We start from the raw sequence: 22,013 nt of genomic DNA on the forward strand, positions 1-22,013 counted from the left end.
GAACTTCGCCTTTTCCTTTTTTTAAAGTTTTTGTGCCATAATATGGTGATGATAAATCGTGATCCTTATAGTTTTTCTTTTTGAAAAACTTGGTGCACTCTCTAGCTTATAAACAAAAAAAGCAGATTAAATTTTCATCAACCTGCTTTTTTAAATAGTTAAATTATGCTTTATCTATTACTTGGCATATCATTTTCACGGTCTACTTTTGGTCTTTCAGCTCGGTTAGCTAAATCCCAAGCGGTATAAAATACCAATTGTGCTCTTTTTGTAAGCAACGGAAAATTGATTTTTTTAACCTCATCCGTTTTTTTGTGATAATCTTCATGAACTCCGTTAAAATAAAATATTATTGGAATTCCATGTTTAGCGAAGTTATAATGATCAGAACGATAGTAGAATCTGTTAGGATCTGTTGGCTCATCATATTTATAATCTAAAACCATGTTAGTGTAAGTCTTATTGGTTTTTTCGCTAATTTCTTTTAGCGTAGAGCTCAATTTCTCAGACCCAATTACATAGACATAATTTGCCGAATCTTGCTTTCCTTTATAAAGTTCGCCAACTCTTCCAATCATATCAATATTCAAATCGGCAATGGTATTTTCTAAAGGAAAAACCGGATTTTCAGAGTACCATTCAGAACCTAAAAGACCTTTTTCTTCTCCAACAACCGTCATAAATAATATGCTTCTTTTTGGCCCTTTACCAGCTTTTTTCGCTTTAGAAAAAGCCTCAGCAATTTCTAAAACTCCCGTAGTTCCAGATCCATCATCATCAGCACCATTGAAAACATCTCCATCTTCTCCAACTCCAACATGATCATAATGAGCAGTTACCACTAAGATTTCACTTTTTAATTTAGCATCAGAACCTTCCATAAATCCTAAAACGTTTTTAGCTTCTAGTGCGGTCATTTTGCTTTTTATATCAACGCTTAAATCAGAAAAGAAACCGAAAGTAGCAGGTTTCGAGGTTTCTTTAATGCTGTTAATTAAACCATCAATATTTTTGTCTGATTTTGACATGAGGTTATTAATTGCCTCTTTGCTAAAATATAAATTCAGCAAATTTTGATTAGCAGTTTCTTTTCCTAAGACTAAAGAAGGTCTTTCAAAAAAAGCTTTAGCGTTTTGCATTCTAGCCATATCATTACTTAAAGTGATAATTGCAATTGGATTTTTTGCCTTTAAAGCAGCTAACTTTTTATTTCTACTGGTACTCCATTCAGACATTTTTGTGGTTCCGGTAATTAATGATTTCCCATCAACCATAGGTTCGCCGGTTAAAATGATGGCTACTTTACCAGTTAAATCGGCATTGGTTAAATCGTCGTATTTTTCGGAGGCAATTCCATAACCTACAAAAACAAATTCTTTATAATTCGATTTTGTGTCATTAAATGTGCCGGGTAAAATGTAATAATCTTTTAAAAATTCTAAAGTTTTACCACTTGCTACAATCTCTCTTTTATCTAAAGACTTCTCTTTTAAATCTAACATTTGGAAATAAGAAGAGCTATTAACCGGACCTTTTAATCCAAAACTTTGAAACTGACTTTTAATATATTCTGCAGCTCTTAAAGCTCCAGCTTTACCAGTTTCACGACCTTCCATGCCATCTGCTGCTAAAATATTTAATCTTGTAGACGCATCCTCTTTCGTGATAGTTGCTGCATATTTCATTGCAGTTTTATCTTGAGCGTTTGCCAAAAAAGCCAAGGCTAAAAATGGAATTATAAATAATTGTTTTTTCATTCGTTTAAAAATATTAATGAATTAAGATTTATTGCAATTTCAAATGTATGATATTTTGTGAAATGGTTTTGTAAAGATTTGATGGGTATATGTTTAATGATAATATTTTTTAGTAATTAAAATCGATAGCGAAAATCAAAATAACTTTGTCTGCTTATTATCCAAATCCTTAACTCTCGCTTCATTTACTATTAAATGAGCCAATCTTGTAGGCTCTGGAATGCGGTGATTTAGTGTACAATTTTTCATAATTTCCAGGCTTTGCGTTAAACTTATTTTATGACCCGGAGAAATATAAACTGTTTCACAATTAACTTTTGTTTTTAAAGCATAGCCAATCTGTTCTTCACGCCTATTTAATGGCGAGTTTGCAAAGCGTTGATTTTCTGGTTCCTGATAATTTCCTGTCAGCTTACTTTTAGCACATCCGATGGAAGGAACATCCGTTAATAAACCAAAATGGGTTGCAATTCCCATCCCTCTTTCATTAGCAATTCCTTGCCCATCTAAAATCATGACATCTGGTTTTTGTGGTAATAATTCCCAAACTTTTAATAAAGCAGGCACTTCTCTAAAAGCCAAAAAACCAGAAATGTAAGGAAATTTTGAAATAGCTTTAACAGTTGTTTTTGAAACTATTTTCATGGAAGGATATTCTAAAACTATGATACCGGCATAAACATAATCTTCATTTTTATTGAAGGAGATATCAGCACCACCAATTAATTTTATTTCTTTATTTAGCGGTGTAAGGTTAATGTTTTTTCTCATTTCCCACTGAATGGCAATAGCTTCTGAGGTACTTAAATGATCATAATTATCTGGGAAAGACATAGTTATTTCTAAGCAATGAATGCTCCAAAAATTAATAAGCTTTGGAGTTCTTTATTTCTCTTTTGTAGTGATGATTTGTTTAGTATTAAGCAAGAGGTGAGGTTTAAATCTATGATGTTAATTTCTTATTTATAATTATATTTGATAATGGACTACCGTGAGCATATTCAAATTAATTCTGAAATCCGTTTTGGAAAACCTTGTATAAAAGGAACTCGAATTGCTATTTACGATATTTTGAGTTGGTTATCGGAGGGGATGTCTATTCGAGAAATAATTTCTGATTTCCCTCAATTGAGAGAAGGTGATATTTTAGCTACTCTTGCTTATTCTGAGTATTAAAATTTAATACTTCAATATGTAGTTTCAACCAACCTTGAACAGATTCTAATGTTTCATGACCTGAAGCGACTGACAAAATGAAATCTGTTAAAATTTCATTTGTTATTTTATCTTGAAGTTGATAGCCGTTAAAATTTAAGAATAGCAAACAACTATCCAAGCCTGCTCTTTTGTTCCCATCTGTAAATACATGATTACAAATAATATTAAATAAATAAACGGCTGCTATATCATAAATTTCTGGATAGAGTTTTTGACCAAAATATTCAGAATTTACTATTTCTACTAAATAATCTAGTGGATTTTCATTTAATAAATTACTTGGAGGCACAAAATTTCCACCGAATCTCTGAACATTATTTTTATTTAAAAAAATAATTTCTGCTTTGGTTAAAAATCGCATTTTCTACGATAAAGCCTTGTAAGTTGATTCATACTTTTTATGAATAGGATTTATCTTGTTAAGAATCTCTTCTTTGTTTAATAAAGATTTTTGTATTTCTTCTTTTATTAATTTTCTGTCATCATCATTAAGCTTCAATGCAATCTCTAATACTTCTTCAACTGTGTATTGATGTTGTGTGTCCATATCTGATTTTTTATTTAAAGTTACGAAGAAAATTTTTATATGTATCTATTCTTCAGATTTGATTAAAAGTGTATATGTCAACTGAAATTTTTTTTTGATTATGAAAATAAATCCTAACTATCCTAAATTTATTACCACAAACCTTACTTTTCCAAAACAAAAAAAATCCTTGCCCAAATTAATGAACAAGGATTTTTTATATATTAAGCAATTCAGCTTTAAGCCTTTAGCTTTTTGCTTTAAGCCTTTAAAAATTACATCATGCCGCCCATGCCGCCGCCGCCCATTGGTGGCATTCCATGTCCTGCACCAGCACCAGCCTCTTCAGGCTCATCTGCTAACACACATTCTGTAGTTAATAACATAGCTGCAATTGAAGCTGCATTTTCTAAAGCTACACGAGATACTTTAGTTGGGTCAATAACACCTGCTCCAATTAAGTTTTCGTAAACATCTGTACGGGCATTGTAACCGTAATCTGCTGTACCTTGTTTTACATTATGAACAACGATAGAACCTTCAATTCCTGCATTAGCACAAATCTGACGTAATGGCTCTTCAATAGCTCTTGTAATGATTTTTATACCAGTATTTTCATCTTCATTAGCACCTTTCAAATCTTTTAAAGATTCTACCGCTCTAATAAAAGCAACACCTCCACCAGCAACAATTCCTTCTTCAACAGCTGCTCTTGTAGCATGTAAAGCATCGTCAACACGGTCTTTTTTCTCTTTCATTTCTACTTCTGTAGCAGCACCAACGTAAAGAACAGCAACTCCACCAGATAATTTGGCTAAACGTTCTTGTAATTTTTCTTTATCGTAATCTGAAGTTGTAGTATCTATTTGAGCTTTGATTTGATTAACCCTAGCTTTAATATCCTCTGACTGACCAATTCCGTTAATGATCGTTGTATTATCTTTATCGATAGTGATTTTCTCACACTGACCAAGGTAAGACAATTCAGCGTTTTCTAATTTGTAACCTCTTTCTTCAGAAATTACGGTTCCGCCTGTCAAAATTGCGATGTCTTCTAACATTGCTTTTCTTCTGTCACCAAAACCTGGAGCTTTAACAGCTGCAACTTTCAAAGAACCACGGATTTTATTTACAACCAAAGTAGCTAAAGCTTCTCCGTCTAAATCTTCTGCAATAATCAAAAGTGGCTTACCAGTTTGAACTTGTTTTTCTAAAACTGGCAACAATTCTTTCATGTTGCTGATTTTTTTATCGTAAATTAAAATGTAAGGACTTTCTAATTCAACCTCCATTTTATCTGCATTGGTAACAAAGTAAGGAGATAAATAACCTCTATCAAACTGCATACCTTCAACAGTTTTAACTTCAGTTTCAGTACCTTTTGCTTCTTCTACAGTAATTACACCGTCTTTACCAACTTTAGCCATTGCCTCAGCAATTAAAGAACCGATAACATCATCATTATTTGCAGAGATAGACGCAACTTGTTTGATCATGTTATTATCATCACCTACAGTTTTAGACTGAGATTTTAAGTTAGCAACAACCGCAGCAACTGCTTTATCAATGCCACGTTTTAAATCCATTGGGTTTGCACCCGATGCTACGTTTTTAATACCTGCAGTAACTATAGCCTGAGCTAAAACTGTTGCAGTTGTAGTACCATCACCAGCAATATCAGCAGTTTTTGAAGCTACTTCTTTTACCATTTGTGCACCCATATTTTCTAAAGAATCTGATAATTCAATCTCTTTAGCAACGGTAACACCATCTTTAGTAATAATTGGAGAACCAAATTTCTTATCGATAATTACGTTTCTTCCTTTTGGACCTAAGGTTACTTTAACCGCATTGGCTAAAATATCTACACCGCGTTTCAAAGCATCGCGAGCTTCTACATTATATTTAACTTGTTTTGCCATTTTATTTTAGATATGAGATTTGAGTTTTGAGTAATGAGACTTATAAATCGCAATAAACAAAACCAAACAAATTTTAAATTAATTTATTTTTTTAGTTAGAGACAGAGTTGAACTCTCAATACTCAAATCTCTATACTCAATACTGATTAAAGAACTGCGTAAATGTCTGACTCACGCATGATTAAGTATTCTTTACCTTCGTAGGTAATTTCTGTACCACCATATTTGCTGTATAAAACTTTATCACCAACTTTTACATCCATCGGAATTTGCGCACCTGTAGAATCTGCAAATTTTCCACTTCCTACTGCTACAATTATTCCTTGCGAAGGTTTTTCCTTAGCTGTATCTGGAATATAGATTCCCGAAGCTGTTTTTTCTTCTGCAGCAGCAGCTTCTACCACTACTCTGTCTGCGATAGGTTTAATGTTCAATGCCATAATCTATTTTGTTTTTTTTAAATTTTATATTGTATCCTTGTTTGTACACAGAATATGCCAAAGAAAGAAAATGTCAAATTTTCGCAGTATAAGTCAGACAGGATTATTCTATCGTAAAATGAGAGTGTCAGCTTGTCAGTTTGGTTTTAAAATTGTTAAGTTTTGACTATAAAAATTAATGATTTGGGCGTTTCCCATCCGCTAGCTAGCGGATGGGTCGGGCTATCCATTACAATCTTTTTGTGAAAACAAAAAGGATTTTCATTACTATCCCTTACGCAAAAAACAACCTCAATCTTAAATTTTAATTATCAATCCATTTCATTTATTTTATAATTTTAAACTCATGAAAACAGCAAAATATTTCATAGAAAAACTTGGTTTACAAACGCATCCCGAAGGTGGTTTTTATAAAGAAACTTACCGAGCTAAAGAAGAGGTAGAAAATGAGCATGGAAATAAAAGAAACTTAACCACCGCTATTTATTTCTTGTTAGAAAATGATAATAAATCTCATTTCCATAAAATTAAATCAGATGAATTATGGTTTCATCAATTCGGTGCTACTTTAGAAATTCTTTATATTGAAAAAGATGAATTGAAAACCATTTATTTAGGAAATGATGTGGAAAATGGAGAAGTTTTGCAGGCAACAATTCCTGCAAATACATGGTTCGCCTCAAGAATGAAAAATTATGAAAGCTTTGGTTTAGTAAGCTGTACAGTTTCTCCAGGCTTTGATTTTGCAGATTTTGAAATGGCTAAAAAACAAGAATTAATTAAAACTCATCCTCAGTTAAGCGCAGTTTTAGAAGAAATGTGCCTGGATTAATTTACTTCCAAGTTCCCATTTTCCCTGATCTAAAATCAGCGTAAGAATCCATAATTTCTTGTTGAGTATTCATTACAAATGAACCTTGCGCAACCATTGGCTCGTTGAAAGGTTCTCCATATCCTAATATTAAATAAGAATCTTTATTTGCTTTTATAGAGATTTTAGTATCATCATTTTCAAACTGAACCAACTGATGTTTTTGAATTTCAGTTCCGTTCACAACCAATTCGCCATTAGCTAAATAAAACAAAATTTCATCTTTTTTATTAATTTCTAAATCAAGTATTCCATCGGCTTTAAGCCTGATGCTTGTCATGGTGAGGTTACTTAAAGAATCTCTTGGCCCTTTATTTTCTCCCCAATTTCCAGAGATCAAATCAACATTAACTTTTCCATTGTCTAAATCGAAATGGCAAATATCGCCGAAAGGCAAACCCACATAATTAGGCTTTACCATTTTGTGTTTTGCAGCTAAGTTTAACCATAATTGGATAACTTCTACTTCGCCACCATTATCCTTAAATTCTTGAGAAGAAACTTCAGAATGAATTAAACCGCTTCCGGCCGTCATCCATTGAATGCCACCTTCTTTAATTACGCTTTCTCCGCCGCCAGAATCCTGATGAGTAATGTCTCCTTTTATAACGTAGGTTAAGGTTTCAAAACCTCGGTGAGGATGCGGACCAAAAGGTAATCCGTTATTATTTTTTCTGTAAAATTGTGGTCCATGATGGTTTAAAAAAAGAAAAGGATCCAGGTAATCAATACTTTGAGTAGGTATTGCCCTAAAAGTTTCTAAATCATCAATTGGGGAATAAACGGCTTTGTGAATTGCTTTAATCTTTCTCATCATCTTATCTGTTAATTAATAAAACAGTAGGTACCATTTTTGTTTCAAAAGAACCAAAAATTAGTCCAATTGACAGTTGCACTTTTTTAATTTACATTAAATTGATGAGATTAAAATTTTCTGAATATTGATTTTATTTGTCTAAATATTGATTTACAGGATTATAGGTTTTTTTTGATGTTTATTAAACTTTCTACCTTACCAATTTTTCAAAATCCTTTGTATGCTGAAAATCGAGATTCAGACTAAAGATTCAAACAAAAAAATTCAAACAAAAAACTATTTCCCAATCTCTTTAGCCCAGGTATCTTTTAGAGTAACGGTTCTGTTAAAAATCAAATGATCTGCGGTAGAATCCGCATCTAAACAAAAATAACCTTTACGGATAAATTGGTAACGCCTATCTGGATTTTCTTCTAATTGTTGTTGAGCGTTTGCTAAATCTGGTTCTATATAAGCGTTTTTTAAAACAGTTAAGCTTTCTGGATTTAAATATTCTTTAAAATCACCTTCTTCTCTATCAGGTTCTTCTGATGTGAAAAGACGATCATATAATCTTACTTCGGCAGTTTTTGCATGTTTAACACTCACCCAATGCATGGTTCCCTTAACTTTTAAACCCGATGTATCTTCTCCGGATTTAGATTCTGGAAAATAAGTACAATGGATTTCAGTAACATTTCCTGCTGCATCTTTTACAAAATCATCGCATCTAACAATATAGGCGTTCTTTAAACGACTCATTAATCCAGGGCCTAAACGAAAGAATTTTTTTGGAGGTTCTTCCATAAAATCATCACGTTCTATCCAAAGTTCGTTGCTAAAAGGAATTTGCCTTTCGCCATCATGCCCTTCAACTTCTGGATTGTTTTCACCATGCAACATTTCTTCCTGGCCTTCTGGATAATTGGTGATGACCATTTTTATTGGATCTAAAACCGCCATTCTTCTCCAAGAAGTTTTGTTTAAATCCTCACGGATAAAAAATTCTAATAAACTGTATTCAATTAAATTATCTCTTTTAGCAATGCCGATGCGTTCACAAAAATTACGAATAGAAGAAGGGGTAAAACCTCTTCTACGCAACCCGCTGATGGTTGGCATTCTTGGATCATCCCAGCCGTTTACAAAATTCTCATTTACCAATTGCAGTAATTTTCTTTTACTAGTTACGGTATAGTTTAAATTTCTGCGGGCAAATTCATATTGGTGAGATGGATATATTCCTAATTTCTCAATTAACCAATTGTATAAATCTCTATGCGGAATAAATTCTAAAGTACAAACAGAGTGGGTAACATGTTCAATTGCATCACTTTGTCCGTGGGCAAAATCATACATTGGGTAAATACACCATTTATCACCCGTACGGTGATGTTTTGCGTGTTTAATTCGATATAAAATAGGATCACGCATTAACATATTTACATGAGCCATATCTACTTTTGCTCTTAAAGTTTTGCTGCCATCAGGGAAATCACCATTTTTCATTTGAGCAAAAAGTGCTAAATTTTCTGCTACAGAACGATTTCTAAAAGGGCTATCTTTTCCAATTTCTGTTGGTGTTCCTTTTAAGTTTGCCATTTCCTCTGCACTTAAATCATCTACGTAGGCAAAACCTTTTTCTATCAGCTTTACAGCAAATTCATATAGCGTATCAAAATAATCTGAAGCGTAAAGTTCGTTTTCCCATTTAAAACCTAACCATGCGATGTCTTTTTTGATGGCATCTACATAAATGGTATCTTCTGTAACGGGATTGGTATCATCAAAACGAAGATTGGTGTAGCCATTAAATTTTTGGGTTAATCCAAAATTTAGGCAAATAGAACTAGCATGCCCTATATGTAAAAAGCCATTTGGCTCTGGTGGGAAGCGGGTAATAATTTTATCGTATTTGCCAGAACTTAAATCGTTCTCTACAATCTCTTCAACAAAATTTAATGATTTTTCTTCTGACATGCTCTAAAATTACAAGTCGCAAAAGTAAGAATTTTTAAATATTTTTATCCATTGGATAAATTTGTATTAAATGTTGCGATAAATTATTTAAAGCAAAAAGGCTGTAAAATGCGAGCGTTAACGATTGGAACGGCATCCCACGCCAGTAGTCGGGCAAGCTTTTTTCTTTTCAGAAAAAGATATAGTGGAAAGCGTGTGAAAACGCCCTAATAAATTATTTCATAGGTAAGATTAAAAATTAGATCATTTCAATCTTCTTCTGTTCCTTCTTCCAAACCACCGTCTAAAAAATGATGAACGGCTTTATAATGTAAGTCAAATGCTTCGGCAACGCCTCGGTAAACCACTTCTCCTTTTATAATGTTTAAACCTTTTAACAGTTCGTAATTATCTAAACAGGCTTTTTTCCAGCCTTTATCGGCTAATTCTAAAACATAAGGAAATGTACTATTTGTCAATGCAATAGTGGATGTATAAGGAACTGCACCTGGCATATTGGTAACGCAATAGTGTAAAATACCATCTACAATATAGGTTGGATTTTCATGAGTAGTAGGTTTGCAGGTTTCTATACAGCCGCCTTGGTCAACAGAGACATCAACTAAAACAGTTCCTGGTCTCATTAATTTAAGCATATCTCTGGTAATAACCATCGGCGATTTACCGCCAGGAATTAAAACCGCACCAACAATTAAATCGTGATTTGCAACTAATTTTCTGATATTATATTCGCTACTGTACATAGTTACCACATGTGGCGGCAAAATATCGTTTACGTATCTTAATCTTTGGATATTGGTATCAATTATGGTGACGTGTGCACCTAGACCCGAAGCCATTTTTGCAGCTTGAACACCAACGACACCAGCACCAATAATTAAAACTTTTCCAGGTGTAACGCCTGGTACGCCACCTAATAAAATTCCACGACCCATTACTGGTTTTTCTAAATATCTAGCACCTTGTTGTATGGCCATTCTGCCGGCCACTTCACTCATTGGTACTAGAATAGGTAATGATTTATCGGTTGCTTCTACAGTTTCATAAGCCAAACATATTGCACCACTATCCATCATGGCATAAGTCAGTTTTTTGTTGGATGCAAAATGGAAAAAGCTAAAAATCAATTGGTTTTTACGAGCCATTTTATATTCATGTTCTTCAGGCTCTTTAACCTTAATAATCATGTCTGCCCTTCCCCAAATTTCATCCTCAGTAGAAATAATTTCTGCACCAGCTTCTTCATAATCATCATTTCTAAAACCACTAGCAGCACCAGAATGAGTTTCTATGAGCACTTGATGTCCTCTTTTTACCAATTCATGAGTTCCGGCAGGGGTTAAACCCACTCTATTTTCATGATTTTTCATTTCTCTAGGCACTCCGATAATCATAATCTCAATATTTTTAAACTAAAAGTAGTTATTTATCAATAATAATTAAGAAAAATATTAAAAAGTTAATGATTTTATTAAAAATATATAAAAATGATAAATTATAAAATGTAACATTTAGGTTTTGAAACGAAATTTTAAATTGTAAATTTATTTTTTGAAAATGATCATAAGAGAAGAGCTAGACCAGTACCTTTTTATAACCCAACATGATCATGCATACATAGCAGGAGAGATGTTTTCTAATCTAAAAAAGGAATTTCTTCCAAGTAAACACTATGAGTCTTTAAAATTCGCAATACATCAGCATGATAGGGCATGGGTTATACCAGATTCTCATCCTTTATTAGATGATTATACTGGGAAACCATATAGTTTTCTTAACTATCCTGAAAAACTAAAATTACAGTTTTATAAGTTTGGTATAGAGCAGGTAAACATGGCCAATTCTTACGCAGCAATATTATGCAGTTTACACTATTGTAGTTTGGTGAAAAACAATGTTTCTAACGATTGTAAAGTATTTGTAGAAAAGGAAAAATTGCGCCAGAAACATTTAATAAATAAGTTAAAACTTTCCCAAAACGAAGTTGAGATACTTGATTATCAAATTAAAATACTAAACCTTTGCGATAACATTGCATTATATGTTTGCATGACCCAGCCAAATATTAGAAAAGATTATGAACATCCTATGTTTGAAAAAGGATTTGAAAATTCAGATTTCTTTAATCAGTCTGGTTACAGAGGTATTGTCCCTATGTTTATCCAGGGCAAGCTAAAGGTTAAATTTAATTACTCTCCATTTGAGCATCATTTTGATGTTAAAATCATTTATAAAACAGTAACCAAAAGTTTAATTAAAGAAATAGGTTTAGCTTCTGCTTATCAACAAGCCAATTCTAGTTATTATGCTTTAAGAATCACCTAGATTTTACCGATAAAATAGCACAGTTCACCGAGTTTCTAATGCCACTTGTCGGAATTCCATTCCACAATTTTTCAAAAGCCTTTACATTTATCCTATAAATTAAAAAGTAATGGAAAATCAAGAAATAAAAAGACACCCAAATCCTAACGGAAAAAAAGTTATTGGGGCAGCGATACTCTTAGTAGGAGTTGCGCTATTAGTGAAACAATTTAATTTAATCCAATTCCCGTCCTGGCTGTTTAGCTGGCCAATGATATTGATTGTAATTGGATTAGCAAGCGGTGTAAAGCATAATTTTAAAAAACCAGGCTCATTTATCATGATTTTGATTGGAGGGGTTTTTCTTTTAGAAAAAATGAATTCCGACTGGAATGTTGGTAACGTAACTTGGCCAATTATTTTAATTGGAATAGGGATATGGTTTATTTTTGGCAAAGGATATAAAAGGAAAGATTACGCAAATGGAAGAAATAAATGGAGAGAAAATTTCGATTTAACTTATGATTCTGCTGCTCAAAATTACGATAGCCAAACACCAAAAAATGAAGAGCCTGTAGCTAATGAAACCCACCGCACTACAGGCGATGAATTTTTAGACAGTGTATCTGTTTTTGGTGGAAATAAGAAAAACGTCCTATCAAAGGATTTTAAAGGAGGAGATATTGTAACCATTATGGGAGGCTGTGAAATTAATTTTCTTCATGCTGATATTATTGGAACAGTAGTTTTAGATGTTACCCAAATAATGGGAGGCACTAAAATAGTGATTCCACCAACCTGGGATGTGGTAACAGAAATGACCGCTATTTTTGGTGGGATTGATGACAAAAGATCATTGGTACAAGTGTTACCAGATAGAAGTAAAATATTGTTAATAAAAGGCACTTCTATTTTTGCCGGTATAGAAATCAGAAATTTTTAACATAAAGATTAAACGATGAATTGGTTTGTAGCAAAAATGATATTTCAGATTGAGGGTAGCGAAAGTTCTTATCCTCAATTTGATGAGCAATTAAGATTAATAGATGCCATAAATGAAGAATTAGCTTTAGAAATGGCGCATCAATTAGGTTACATCTATCAAGATGAACTGAAATCTAATAAACAAACAACAGTAAAATGGAAATTTGTTGCAGTAACAGAATTAGAACATTTGGGCAATTTAGAACATGGCAAAGAAATACATTATCACATTGTAGAACCAGACAACCTAGAAAATTATCTTTGTTTTATTGATGAGAAAGCAAATGCGTTAAGAAAAAGGAAAACAGCATAATTGTGGCAAATTCTCCATTATCTGATAGAAAGTTTAAGTGGGCATTTTTATCCATACTGATAATTTTGGGGAGTTTGCAATACTATACTTTGCTAAGTTTAGGCATATCAGAAAACGTTGCTTTAAAGGATAGTGTAGTTTCAAATGCCATTTTAGGCTTGGTTTGTTGGATAATTTCAAACGTATTTTATTATTATCGACCTAAAGGCACAAAATATATTTATGTAATTGTGTTGTGTTTAATTTTATCTGCAAAATATGCAGCTATCATTAGGTATTCGTTTTTTAAATTGATTAGCAATGATTTAATTTATCAGAATATCATCATCACATCATTGCCAATTCGGTTTGCTTTTTGTTTTTTATTGATTGGCTGTATGTCTGCCATTAGCATTTTATATTATAACCAACAAGATCATCAGGAATTAATCGAACGTAAAAACGAGGCAGAAAAGCTCACAAGAGATGCAGAATTGTCATCTTTAAGAGAGAAATTACAACCCCATTTTTTATTCAATAGTTTAAATTCTATTTCGGCATTAACTTTAAGCAAACCGCAAGAAGCCAGGAAAATGGTGCAACAATTGTCGGATTTTTTAAGGGGAACCATTAAAAAAAATGATGATTTAACAAATCTCCAATCAGAATTAGAACATCTGGACCTTTATTTAGAGATAGAAAAAGTAAGGTTTGGTAATCGTTTAAATACTCAAATCTTAAATGATGGAGAATCTTTACTAAAACTAATTCCGCCAATGTTGTTGCAACCCATTGTAGAAAACGCCATCAAATTTGGTCTTTACGATACATTAGATAACGTTACCATACAAATAGTAACAAGTTTTGAAAATCCATATTTAAAAATTAACATTTCTAATCCCTTTGACCCAGAAACGGCGCATCCTAATAAAGGAACAGGTTTCGGCCTAAACAGCACTCAAAGAAGGTTGGCTTTATTATATAGCCGTACGGACTTATTAAAAACATCAATAACAAAAAACACTTTTACAACCACAATTTTAATCCCTCAAACCACATGATCAAAGCTTTAATTATAGATGATGAGCCTTTGGCAAGAAGTATTATTGTGCAATATCTTTTGGCTTACGCCGATATTGAGATCGTTGCAGAATGTGGAAATGGTTTTGAAGGATTAAAAGCCATAAATGAACATCAACCACAATTGGTTTTTTTGGATATTCAAATGCCTAAGATTACAGGTTTTGAGATGCTAGAATTATTAGATGAAATGCCATCGATTATTTTCACTACAGCTTATGATGAATTTGCGCTAAAAGCATTTGAAGCTAACGCGATAGATTATTTGCTAAAGCCATTTGATCAGGAAAGATTTAATAAAGCAGTTGATAAATTTTTAGCTAACAGCCAAACTCAAAATCATCAACAAAAAGAAAAAATAGAAATCACTGCACAACAAAATAATACTCAAAACGAGCGTATCGTTGTAAAAACAGGAAATAAAATAAAGGTAATTTCGGTTTATGACATTACTCATTTAGCCGCTGACGATGATTATGTGAACATCCATACTGCCGAAGGCGCATTTTTAAAAAATCAGACTTTAGCTTTTTTCGAGAAAAATTTAAATCCTAAATTATTTGTGAGGGTTCATAGGTCTTACATTGTAAAAATAGACCAAATCACAAAGCTAGAACCTTATGACAAAGACGGTTATTTAATTATCCTAAAAACAGGTGAAAAAATACCTGTAAGCAAAACAGGTTATCCAAAATTAAAAGCAGTTTTAGGAATTTAATCTCCCAAAAATGTATCTTCGTTGCCATGTCGCTTTTTGATGCAAAAGACCAAATAGATGCCCTTGTGCGGGAATTAAAACAGCACAACTACAATTATTATGTATTGGCAATGCCCTCAATTTCTGACTATGATTTTGATCAGAAACTGAAAGAACTAGAAGTTTTAGAAAAAGCAAATCCACAATTTTTAAATCCAGATTCCCCAACTCAAAAAGTAGGTGGAGAAATTACCAAAAACTTTAAAACCATTGTCCATAAATGGCCAATGATGAGTTTGGGAAATACTTATAACGAACAAGATTTAATAGATTTTGATCAAAGAATAAGAAAAGCCATAGGCGATGATTTTGAATACGTTTGTGAGTTAAAGTTTGATGGATTATCCATGAGTTTAACTTACCAAGATGGAAAATTATTAAGAGCGGTAACCCGTGGCGATGGCACAAAAGGAGATGAAGTAACCGCAAACGTAAAAACGATTAGAACCATTCCCCTTCAAGTTTCTGGTAAAAGTATGCCTGATGATTTTGATATACGTGGGGAAGTTTTTATGCACAAAGCAGCATTTGAAAAACTGAACGAAGAACGTTTAGAAAACGGAGAAGTAGCTTATGCAAACCCAAGAAATTTTGCATCCGGAACGGTAAAAATGCAAGACTCTGCTGAGGTTGCAAAGCGTCCATTAGATTGTTTTCTATATTTCTTTTATAGTGATAAAAATCCTTTTAAAACACATTGGGAAAGTTTGCAAGCGGTAAAAAGTTGGGGATTTAAAATCTCGGAAGAAAGCAGGTTATGCAATAATATTCAAGATGTTTTAACATTTATTGCTGAGTGGGACGAGAAGCGTTTTAAGCTAAGTTATGATATTGACGGAATTGTATTGAAGGTAAATAGCTACGCTCAGCAACAAGAATTAGGTTTCACAGCAAAATCGCCACGATGGGCAATCAGTTATAAATACAAAGCGCAAGAAGTTGAAACCATTTTAGAAAAAGTAACCTATCAGGTTGGCCGGACAGGGGCGGTTACACCAGTAGCAAATTTAAAACCTGTTTTATTGGCTGGTACAACCGTTAAACGAGCTACACTTCATAATGCAAATGAAATGGAGCGGTTGGATTTGCATGAAAACGATACAGTTTTAGTTGAAAAAGGAGGGGAAATTATTCCCAAAATTATTCGTGTTAATTTAGAAAAACGCTTATTAAATGCTGAAAAAATAGAATTCCTCAACAAATGTCCAGAATGTGGATTTATATTGATTAGACAAGATAATGAAGCAGTACATTATTGCCCAAATGATGAAGAATGTCCGCCCCAAATTATTGGGCGTATGCAGCATTTTATCAGCCGTAAGGCGATGAATATTGAAGGGATTGGTGCGGAAACGGTAGATGCCTTTTTCCAGAAAGGACTGTTAAGGCATATTAGCGATATTTATCAACTTAAAAACAAAATAGAAGAACTGAAAGAATTAGATCGATTTGGAGAAAAATCGATTTTAAATATGCTAGATGGTATTGAGAAATCTAAAAACATGCCTTTTGAAAGGGTTTTATTTGGATTGGGGATTAGGTATGTTGGTGCAACAGTCGCTAAAAAATTAGCTCAACATTTCAAGAATATCGACAATATCATAAAAGCTAGTTTTGAAGAGTTAATAGCTGCAGATGAAATTGGTGAACGTATAGCTCAGAGTGTAATAGATTATTTTATGCAACAAGTTCATGAAAATGAAATCATGAATTTAAAACAAGATGGTTTAAATTTCAAGATTGAGGAAAAGGAAATCATTTTAGCTTCAGAAAATTTAAGTGGAAAAACTTTCTTAATCTCTGGCGTTTTTGAAAACTACAGTCGTGATGAATTAAAAGAAATGATAGAAGCGAATGGAGGAAAGATTTTGAGCAGTATTTCTGCAAAATTGAATTTTTTGGTAGCAGGAGATAATATGGGTCCAGCTAAGTTAGAAAAAGCCCAAAAATTAAAGATTGATATGATTTCTGATGTAGTTTTGTTGGAATTGATAGCAGGAAAGCAACCGCAATAAATTTCAAAAATCACTTTATATTAAGTTTTATTTTATTTAGTACTTTCGCAATCCTATTTAACAGCAATTAAAATTTAAATATCGTTTTAAAACGATTTAAGAAATAAATAAATGATTGAACTAATAAATCAAATACGTTTGAGGTTTGGCTTTCATCAGTTAAAACAAGAGATAAAAAAACAGATGCGTAAAAACAAATCTGTTTCTTTAGATGATGCTAAAAACATAGGTATATTGGTAAATATCCAAAACCAAAATCAGTTAACCGAAGCAGAAGATATAGTAAAAAGTTTATCAGGAAATAATAAGAAAGTTAAATTATTGGGTTTCATTTCTGATAAAAGCTTAAAGCTAAAATCTAATATTATAGATCTAATCTCATTAGAAGACGTTGAATGGAATCTTATCCCTAAAAAAGATAAAATCAAAAACTTTGTAAATAATGAGTTTGATATCCTTTTAAACCTTTGTACAGAAATTTGTTTCCCTTTGGTTTATATTACTGCATTATCAAAATCGTTGTTTAAAGTTGGGGCTTATGATAAAAAGAACTCCCCTTTCTTCGATTTTATGTTGGCAACCCAGCAACATAGCATAACCGGTTTTACAACCGAATTAAAATACTATTTAGATAAAATAAAATGAGCAAATTTTTTGGGACCGGAGTAGCCATGGTTACGCCTTTTCTTGAGGATGGAAATGTTGATTTTGATGCTTTAACAAAAGTTATTGAGCACTTAATCAGCGGAAAAGTAGATTATATTGTGGTAATGGGCACCACTGCCGAATCGGCAACTTTAACTAAAGAAGAGAAACAGAAAATCTTCCAATTCACTGCTCAAAAAGTAAACAATCGAATTCCATTAGTTGCCGGGATTGGAGGAAATAATACAGCAGAAATAGTAGAAGCAGTTTCAAAATTTGATATGGCAGGTTATGAGGCAGTGCTTTCTGTTGTTCCGTACTATAATAAGCCTAATCAAGAAGGCATTTATCAGCATTATAAGGCTATAGCCGAAGCTTCAAAATTACCTATCATTCTTTATAATGTTCCAGGCCGTACGGGTGTTACCATGTCTGCCGAAACAACTTTGCGTTTAGCTAAAGAAAAAAACATCATCGCCACAAAAGAGGCATCCGGAAATTTTGATATTTTTAACGAGATAGCAGCCAACAAACCAGAAGGTTTTTTATTGATTTCTGGCGATGATCCGGTTACTTTACCAATGATGGCTATTGGTGCAGTTGGGATTATTTCGGTAATCGGGAACGCAGTTCCATTGCAACTTTCTACAATGGTGCGCCATGGTTTAAAAGGAGATTTCAGCGCTGCCCATGCTGCTCATTTTAGTCTATTAGAATTCACCAAGCTATGTTTTATAGAAGGCAACCCAGCTGGTGTAAAAGCAGGTATGAAAGCCTTAAATATTTGCGATGATCATTTAAGATTGCCACTAGTTAAGGTAACAGAACAAACTCGTTCTAAAATTGAAGTAGAGATTAAAATGCTTTCAGGTAATTGAAAAGATGAAAAGAAATTAAACATTAGTTTATTTACTTAATGTTTAATTTTTTGGCAGTTTTATTGGGTACTTAATTTTTTTAATAAATCCATTCTCTTTTAAATGCAAGTTGTAAATAAAGAATACCCGTTCTACCTAAAATTAGCCTGTATTTTGTTAAGTATTATAGCTTTATGTTACATTGCTATTTACACAAAAGAACTCTTATCACCATTGATATTTTCTTGTTTGTTTTCTATGGTTTTAATGCCTTTAACAAACTTTTTTGAAAAAAAATGGAAGTTCCATCGTGGTTTGGCCGCAATGGTTTCAGTATTACTTTTGTTAAGCTTAATTATCCTTGTCCTATATTTTATTGGTTCTCAAGTAAGCAATTTGGCTGATGATTGGCCACGTTTTCAAAGTCAACTTAATTCTACAGTACAAAAAGCGCAAATTTATATAGAAAGTACGCTACACATCAAAGCGTCTAAACAACTAGATTACATTCATCAAGCCACTACAAAGTTGCTATCATCAAGCACTGTTTTTGCTGCGGCAACTTTATTGTCTTTATCGTCTATATTCTTGTTTTTGATCTTCACTTTCATTTATACCTTTTTCTTTTTGCTTTATCGCAGACTAATTAAGAAATTTTTAATGGCTGTTTTTAAAGATGAGAATAGTTTGGTGGTGATTGATGTTATTGAGAATGTACAATCAATTATCAGGAAATATATTCTCGGGTTACTTTTAGAAATGGCAATTGTAGCAGCTATTGCTTGTTTAGCATTTTGGGCATTAGGAATAAAATATGCAATTTTATTAGGTTTAATAACAGGGATTTTTAATATCATTCCCTACATAGGGATATTTGTGGCATTGGTTATTAGCGTCCTCATCACTTTTGCAACAGCAACAATTCTTTCCAAAACTTTATTAGTCCTCATCACCATAATCATTATACATTTAATAGATAGTAACATTTTATTGCCAATAATTGTGGGTTCAAAAGTCAGGATAAATGCTTTAATTACAATTTTAGGTGTGGTTATAGGTGAAATGCTTTGGGGTATTTCTGGGATGTTTCTTTCTATACCAGTTATGGCAGTTCTCAAAATCATTTTTGATAGGATAGAGAGTTTTAAACCCTGGGGAATGATTATGGGAGAAGATGAAAAGGTTTTTGAACCTTTAGAAGAAATTTTAAGTTGAGAAAAATTTGATAATCTATTTCTTTAGGAATTATATATCATCCATTATGTTTCTAGTTTTATCTCAGCCGAACTTTAATCAATAATATTCCTCTGTCTTAAAAAGACTCTCCTAAAGAAATATATAAACCAGAGATTCTATTTTCTCCAGTTGGTTTTTCGCCCCAAGCATAATCAAGTCTTAATGCCAGGCTTTTATCTAAATCAAAAAATGCTCTTGCGCCTATCCCATAACTAGGCTTTAAATTTTCTTTTGGTAGAAAACCATTATTATATACAGCACCAACCCCACCAAAAGCCACCATACCTAATCTAGGTATTATCCTGTATCTAAGTTCAGTTTGTAAAGCCATATAATTTTTATCTCTGTATCTCCCCAAATAATATCCTCGCATAATTTGGTCATTTCCCATTTGTCGCAACATATAAAATGGAATGTCCTTGTTACTCCTAATAGCTTCATAAAATGCTTGGTTAGCCAAAACCAAGTTTTTATTAAGGGCTTTAAAATATCTTAAATCTGTAGTAAATAAATTGCCGCTAAAATTATTTCCTCCAAAAAAATCGGGAGCATAACCATATCTGAACCTGCCATAGAACCCCTTTGTCGTATAAGTGTTACTATTTCTAGTATCCAAAAGCTGGGTAATTTTTAAAAATGAATACCTACCTCCATCTTTGTCATTTAATGTGGCTTGATTTTCCAAGTCAAATATGCCACCTATCTCTTTGTCCTTAAAATTTAAAGACTCAAATTCTACACCAATACCTGGATAGTAAAATTTAGTCAGTTGTTTTTCAATTTCGGCTCCAACTCTCCATCTTGTTTGTACTATTAAATCTTCATCATCCTTTTTTGTAGCACTACCTAATCCATAAAAGTTAAATGGAATATTAGAGAATCTTGCTTCGTAAAGAGAGTGCCATTTATTCCCTTTACTCCAGATGTCACCTTTACCAGATAACTGACTAACTCCTTTTGTACTAGTGAATGCGACGCCATATATTTGTGATGCTCTGATGGTTTTATCTGTTTTATCTACATAAAAAGAATAAATACCAACGGCTCCAAATTCAAATCCAGCTTCCTGAGAAAAACCAATTAAAGGGACTGGTAAAAAACTGTTATGCCTTGTAGTATCGCTAGAAAATAATTTATCTATAATTTTCTTTTGCGCCGAAGCGCCAATCGAGATAGTTAAGATTAAAATAGTGTAAAAAATTCTTTTCATTATTATTTTTAAAAATGCAAATTAAAGGAAAATCAGCTTACAAAAGTTAATCCTTTTCTTTTGATAGATCCTAAAATCTTATTTTTGGAAAAAATTAAAGCACATTATGAATCAAGAAAGAGGTCCAATTTCACAGTTTATAGAAAAAAATTACCTTCATTTTAATGCAGCGGCATTGATGGATGCGGCCAAAGGTTATGAAACTCATTTAGCTGAAGGCGGTAAAATGATGATTACCTTAGCTGGTGCAATGAGTACTGCCGAAATGGGAATATCATTAGCAGAAATGATTAGACAAGATAAGGTGGCCATCATTTCTTGTACTGGTGCAAACCTAGAAGAAGACATCATGAATTTGGTGGCACACTCTCATTATAAAAGAGTTCCAAATTACCGTGATTTAAGCCCTCAAGATGAATGGGATTTACTGGAAAACCATTACAACCGTGTTACAGATACATGTATTCCAGAAGAAGAGGCTTTTCGCCGTTTACAAAAACACATTCAAAAAATTTGGATGGATGCAGAAGCTGCAGGCGAAAGATATTTTCCTCATGAATTTATGTACAAGATGTTACTGAGTGGAGACTTAGAACAGTATTACGAAATAGACCCAAAAAACTCCTGGATGTTAGCTGCAGCTGAAAAAAACTTACCGATAGTGGTGCCAGGATGGGAAGATTCTACAATGGGTAATATATTCTCTTCATATGTGATAAAAGGGCAGTTAACAGCAACTACCGTAAAAGGCGGAATAGAATATATGGCTTGGTTGGCAGACTGGTATGTTAAGAATTCTGGAGGAAAAGGAATTGGATTCTTTCAAATAGGTGGGGGCATTGCCGGTGATTTTCCAATTTGCGTAGTACCAATGTTATATCAGGATATGGAGATGGAAAATATTCCCTTTTGGAGTTACTTCTGTCAGATATCAGATTCAACAACATCATATGGATCTTATTCCGGGGCAGTTCCAAACGAGAAAATAACATGGGGTAAACTTGATATCCATACACCTAAATTCATCGTAGAGTCTGATGCAACTATTGTAGCACCATTAATATTTGCCTGGATATTAAGGCAATAATCAACAAAAAAACATAAACAAAAAAGCAGGATCTTC

The 22,013-nt window shown here is 32.9% G+C and carries 22 protein-coding genes; 12 read left to right on the top strand and 10 right to left on the bottom strand.

Annotated elements, in window-relative coordinates; genetic code table 11:
• Positions 1–170: 170 nt before the first annotated feature.
• Positions 171–1,757, bottom strand: coding sequence for a M28 family peptidase (locus tag A5893_RS00950; protein ID WP_068820662.1), 1,587 nt, complete (start codon positions 1,755–1,757; stop codon positions 171–173).
• Between the two features lie 135 nt (positions 1,758–1,892).
• Positions 1,893–2,591: a deoxyribonuclease V gene (nfi, locus tag A5893_RS00955; protein ID WP_068820663.1), complete on the bottom strand. Its 699-nt coding sequence runs from the start codon at positions 2,589–2,591 to the stop codon at positions 1,893–1,895.
• A gap of 147 nt (positions 2,592–2,738) precedes the next feature.
• On the opposite strand from nfi, the gene A5893_RS00960 reads away from it, so the two are divergent.
• Entirely contained in the window at positions 2,739–2,933 is a 195-nt protein-coding gene (locus A5893_RS00960; protein WP_068820664.1) for a DUF433 domain-containing protein, read from the top strand.
• Here A5893_RS00960 and A5893_RS00965 read toward each other — a convergent pair.
• The 4 genes from A5893_RS00965 to groES form a co-directional block, all read right to left on the bottom strand.
• Positions 2,908–3,336: a type II toxin-antitoxin system death-on-curing family toxin gene (locus A5893_RS00965; RefSeq protein WP_068820665.1), complete on the bottom strand. Its 429-nt coding sequence runs from the start codon at positions 3,334–3,336 to the stop codon at positions 2,908–2,910. The two genes, A5893_RS00960 and A5893_RS00965, sit on opposite strands and share 26 nt — an antisense overlap.
• A 3-nt stretch (positions 3,337–3,339) precedes the next feature.
• Positions 3,340–3,522 carry a hypothetical protein gene (locus A5893_RS00970; RefSeq protein ID WP_068820666.1) on the bottom strand — a complete coding sequence of 61 codons (183 nt, stop codon included), beginning with the start codon at positions 3,520–3,522 and terminating at the stop codon, positions 3,340–3,342.
• A 254-nt stretch (positions 3,523–3,776) separates the two neighbouring features.
• Complete coding sequence (groL, locus tag A5893_RS00975; protein WP_068820667.1) at positions 3,777–5,423, bottom strand: chaperonin GroEL; 1,647 nt, start codon at positions 5,421–5,423, stop codon at positions 3,777–3,779.
• A 146-nt stretch (positions 5,424–5,569) separates the two neighbouring features.
• Positions 5,570–5,863, bottom strand: coding sequence for a co-chaperone GroES (gene groES, locus A5893_RS00980; RefSeq protein WP_068820668.1), 294 nt, complete (start codon positions 5,861–5,863; stop codon positions 5,570–5,572).
• Positions 5,864–6,209: 346 nt separating this feature from the next.
• Here groES and A5893_RS00985 point away from each other — a divergent pair, with 346 nt between their 5' ends.
• Entirely contained in the window at positions 6,210–6,695 is a 486-nt protein-coding gene (locus A5893_RS00985) for a cupin domain-containing protein (protein WP_068820669.1), read from the top strand.
• 1 nt (position 6,696) lies between these two features.
• On the opposite strand, the gene A5893_RS00990 is transcribed toward A5893_RS00985, so the two are convergent.
• The 3 genes from A5893_RS00990 to ald all read right to left on the bottom strand — a co-directional run bounded on the left by A5893_RS00990 (position 6,697) and on the right by ald (position 10,904).
• Entirely contained in the window at positions 6,697–7,548 is an 852-nt protein-coding gene (locus A5893_RS00990; RefSeq protein WP_068820670.1) for a pirin family protein, read from the bottom strand.
• Between the two features lie 279 nt (positions 7,549–7,827).
• Entirely contained in the window at positions 7,828–9,510 is a 1,683-nt protein-coding gene (locus A5893_RS00995; protein WP_068820671.1) for a glutamine--tRNA ligase/YqeY domain fusion protein, read from the bottom strand.
• Between the two features lie 248 nt (positions 9,511–9,758).
• Positions 9,759–10,904 (bottom strand): alanine dehydrogenase, encoded by a 1,146-nt coding sequence (ald, locus tag A5893_RS01000; RefSeq protein WP_068820672.1) that lies wholly within the window; start codon positions 10,902–10,904, stop codon positions 9,759–9,761.
• A 163-nt stretch (positions 10,905–11,067) separates the two neighbouring features.
• Here ald and A5893_RS01005 point away from each other — a divergent pair, with 163 nt between their 5' ends.
• The 9 genes from A5893_RS01005 to A5893_RS01045 all read left to right on the top strand — a co-directional run bounded on the left by A5893_RS01005 (position 11,068) and on the right by A5893_RS01045 (position 19,659).
• Entirely contained in the window at positions 11,068–11,835 is a 768-nt protein-coding gene (locus A5893_RS01005; RefSeq protein ID WP_068820673.1) for a DUF3891 family protein, read from the top strand.
• 109 nt (positions 11,836–11,944) lie between these two features.
• The gene (locus A5893_RS01010) at positions 11,945–12,757 is read left to right on the top strand and encodes a LiaF transmembrane domain-containing protein (RefSeq protein ID WP_068820674.1); all 813 of its coding nucleotides are present in this window, start codon (positions 11,945–11,947) and stop codon (positions 12,755–12,757) included.
• Between the two features lie 15 nt (positions 12,758–12,772).
• Positions 12,773–13,111: a DUF4288 domain-containing protein gene (locus A5893_RS01015; protein WP_068820675.1), complete on the top strand. Its 339-nt coding sequence runs from the start codon at positions 12,773–12,775 to the stop codon at positions 13,109–13,111.
• A 2-nt stretch (positions 13,112–13,113) separates the two neighbouring features.
• The gene (locus A5893_RS01020) at positions 13,114–14,151 is read left to right on the top strand and encodes a sensor histidine kinase (protein ID WP_068820676.1); all 1,038 of its coding nucleotides are present in this window, start codon (positions 13,114–13,116) and stop codon (positions 14,149–14,151) included.
• On the top strand, positions 14,148–14,888 hold the full coding sequence (locus A5893_RS01025; protein ID WP_068820677.1) for a LytR/AlgR family response regulator transcription factor: 741 nt from the start codon (positions 14,148–14,150) through the stop codon (positions 14,886–14,888). The genes A5893_RS01020 and A5893_RS01025 overlap by 4 nt, the downstream gene beginning before the upstream one ends.
• Before the next feature lie 26 nt (positions 14,889–14,914).
• Positions 14,915–16,942, top strand: a complete 2,028-nt coding sequence (gene ligA, locus A5893_RS01030) for an NAD-dependent DNA ligase LigA (RefSeq protein WP_068820678.1) — start codon at positions 14,915–14,917, stop codon at positions 16,940–16,942.
• A 111-nt stretch (positions 16,943–17,053) separates the two neighbouring features.
• On the top strand, positions 17,054–17,587 hold the full coding sequence (locus tag A5893_RS01035; RefSeq protein WP_068820679.1) for a DUF6913 domain-containing protein: 534 nt from the start codon (positions 17,054–17,056) through the stop codon (positions 17,585–17,587).
• The gene (gene dapA, locus A5893_RS01040; protein ID WP_068820680.1) at positions 17,584–18,465 is read left to right on the top strand and encodes a 4-hydroxy-tetrahydrodipicolinate synthase; all 882 of its coding nucleotides are present in this window, start codon (positions 17,584–17,586) and stop codon (positions 18,463–18,465) included. Before A5893_RS01035 ends, dapA begins: the two co-directional genes overlap by 4 nt.
• Before the next feature lie 102 nt (positions 18,466–18,567).
• Positions 18,568–19,659, top strand: a complete 1,092-nt coding sequence (locus A5893_RS01045; protein WP_068820681.1) for an AI-2E family transporter — start codon at positions 18,568–18,570, stop codon at positions 19,657–19,659.
• A 97-nt stretch (positions 19,660–19,756) separates the two neighbouring features.
• On the opposite strand, the gene A5893_RS01050 is transcribed toward A5893_RS01045, so the two are convergent.
• Positions 19,757–20,890 (bottom strand): BamA/TamA family outer membrane protein, encoded by a 1,134-nt coding sequence (locus A5893_RS01050; RefSeq protein WP_068820682.1) that lies wholly within the window; start codon positions 20,888–20,890, stop codon positions 19,757–19,759.
• A 106-nt stretch (positions 20,891–20,996) separates the two neighbouring features.
• On the opposite strand from A5893_RS01050, the gene A5893_RS01055 reads away from it, so the two are divergent.
• Entirely contained in the window at positions 20,997–21,977 is a 981-nt protein-coding gene (locus A5893_RS01055) for a deoxyhypusine synthase family protein (RefSeq protein ID WP_068820683.1), read from the top strand.
• The last annotated feature ends 36 nt before the right edge of the window (positions 21,978–22,013 follow it).

It is taken from the genome of Pedobacter psychrophilus (assembly GCF_001652725.1).
GTDB lineage: Bacteria > Bacteroidota > Bacteroidia > Sphingobacteriales > Sphingobacteriaceae > Pseudopedobacter > Pseudopedobacter psychrophilus.

Coding starts and splice junctions, on each gene's coding strand:
- A5893_RS01005 (WP_068820673.1), top strand. CDS start 11,068: ATGATCATAAGAGAAGAGCTAGACCAGTACCTTTTTATAACCCAACAT.
- A5893_RS01045 (WP_068820681.1), top strand. CDS start 18,568: ATGCAAGTTGTAAATAAAGAATACCCGTTCTACCTAAAATTAGCCTGT.
- A5893_RS00965 (WP_068820665.1), bottom strand. CDS start 3,336: ATGCGATTTTTAACCAAAGCAGAAATTATTTTTTTAAATAAAAATAAT.
- groL (WP_068820667.1), bottom strand. CDS start 5,423: ATGGCAAAACAAGTTAAATATAATGTAGAAGCTCGCGATGCTTTGAAA.
- ligA (WP_068820678.1), top strand. CDS start 14,915: ATGTCGCTTTTTGATGCAAAAGACCAAATAGATGCCCTTGTGCGGGAA.
- ald (WP_068820672.1), bottom strand. CDS start 10,904: ATGATTATCGGAGTGCCTAGAGAAATGAAAAATCATGAAAATAGAGTG.
- A5893_RS01015 (WP_068820675.1), top strand. CDS start 12,773: ATGAATTGGTTTGTAGCAAAAATGATATTTCAGATTGAGGGTAGCGAA.
- A5893_RS00990 (WP_068820670.1), bottom strand. CDS start 7,548: ATGAGAAAGATTAAAGCAATTCACAAAGCCGTTTATTCCCCAATTGAT.
- A5893_RS00995 (WP_068820671.1), bottom strand. CDS start 9,510: ATGTCAGAAGAAAAATCATTAAATTTTGTTGAAGAGATTGTAGAGAAC.
- A5893_RS01025 (WP_068820677.1), top strand. CDS start 14,148: ATGATCAAAGCTTTAATTATAGATGATGAGCCTTTGGCAAGAAGTATT.
- groES (WP_068820668.1), bottom strand. CDS start 5,863: ATGGCATTGAACATTAAACCTATCGCAGACAGAGTAGTGGTAGAAGCT.
- nfi (WP_068820663.1), bottom strand. CDS start 2,591: ATGTCTTTCCCAGATAATTATGATCATTTAAGTACCTCAGAAGCTATT.
- A5893_RS00950 (WP_068820662.1), bottom strand. CDS start 1,757: ATGAAAAAACAATTATTTATAATTCCATTTTTAGCCTTGGCTTTTTTG.
- A5893_RS01010 (WP_068820674.1), top strand. CDS start 11,945: ATGGAAAATCAAGAAATAAAAAGACACCCAAATCCTAACGGAAAAAAA.
- dapA (WP_068820680.1), top strand. CDS start 17,584: ATGAGCAAATTTTTTGGGACCGGAGTAGCCATGGTTACGCCTTTTCTT.
- A5893_RS01055 (WP_068820683.1), top strand. CDS start 20,997: ATGAATCAAGAAAGAGGTCCAATTTCACAGTTTATAGAAAAAAATTAC.
- A5893_RS00970 (WP_068820666.1), bottom strand. CDS start 3,522: ATGGACACACAACATCAATACACAGTTGAAGAAGTATTAGAGATTGCA.
- A5893_RS01035 (WP_068820679.1), top strand. CDS start 17,054: ATGATTGAACTAATAAATCAAATACGTTTGAGGTTTGGCTTTCATCAG.
- A5893_RS00960 (WP_068820664.1), top strand. CDS start 2,739: ATGGACTACCGTGAGCATATTCAAATTAATTCTGAAATCCGTTTTGGA.
- A5893_RS01050 (WP_068820682.1), bottom strand. CDS start 20,890: ATGAAAAGAATTTTTTACACTATTTTAATCTTAACTATCTCGATTGGC.
- A5893_RS00985 (WP_068820669.1), top strand. CDS start 6,210: ATGAAAACAGCAAAATATTTCATAGAAAAACTTGGTTTACAAACGCAT.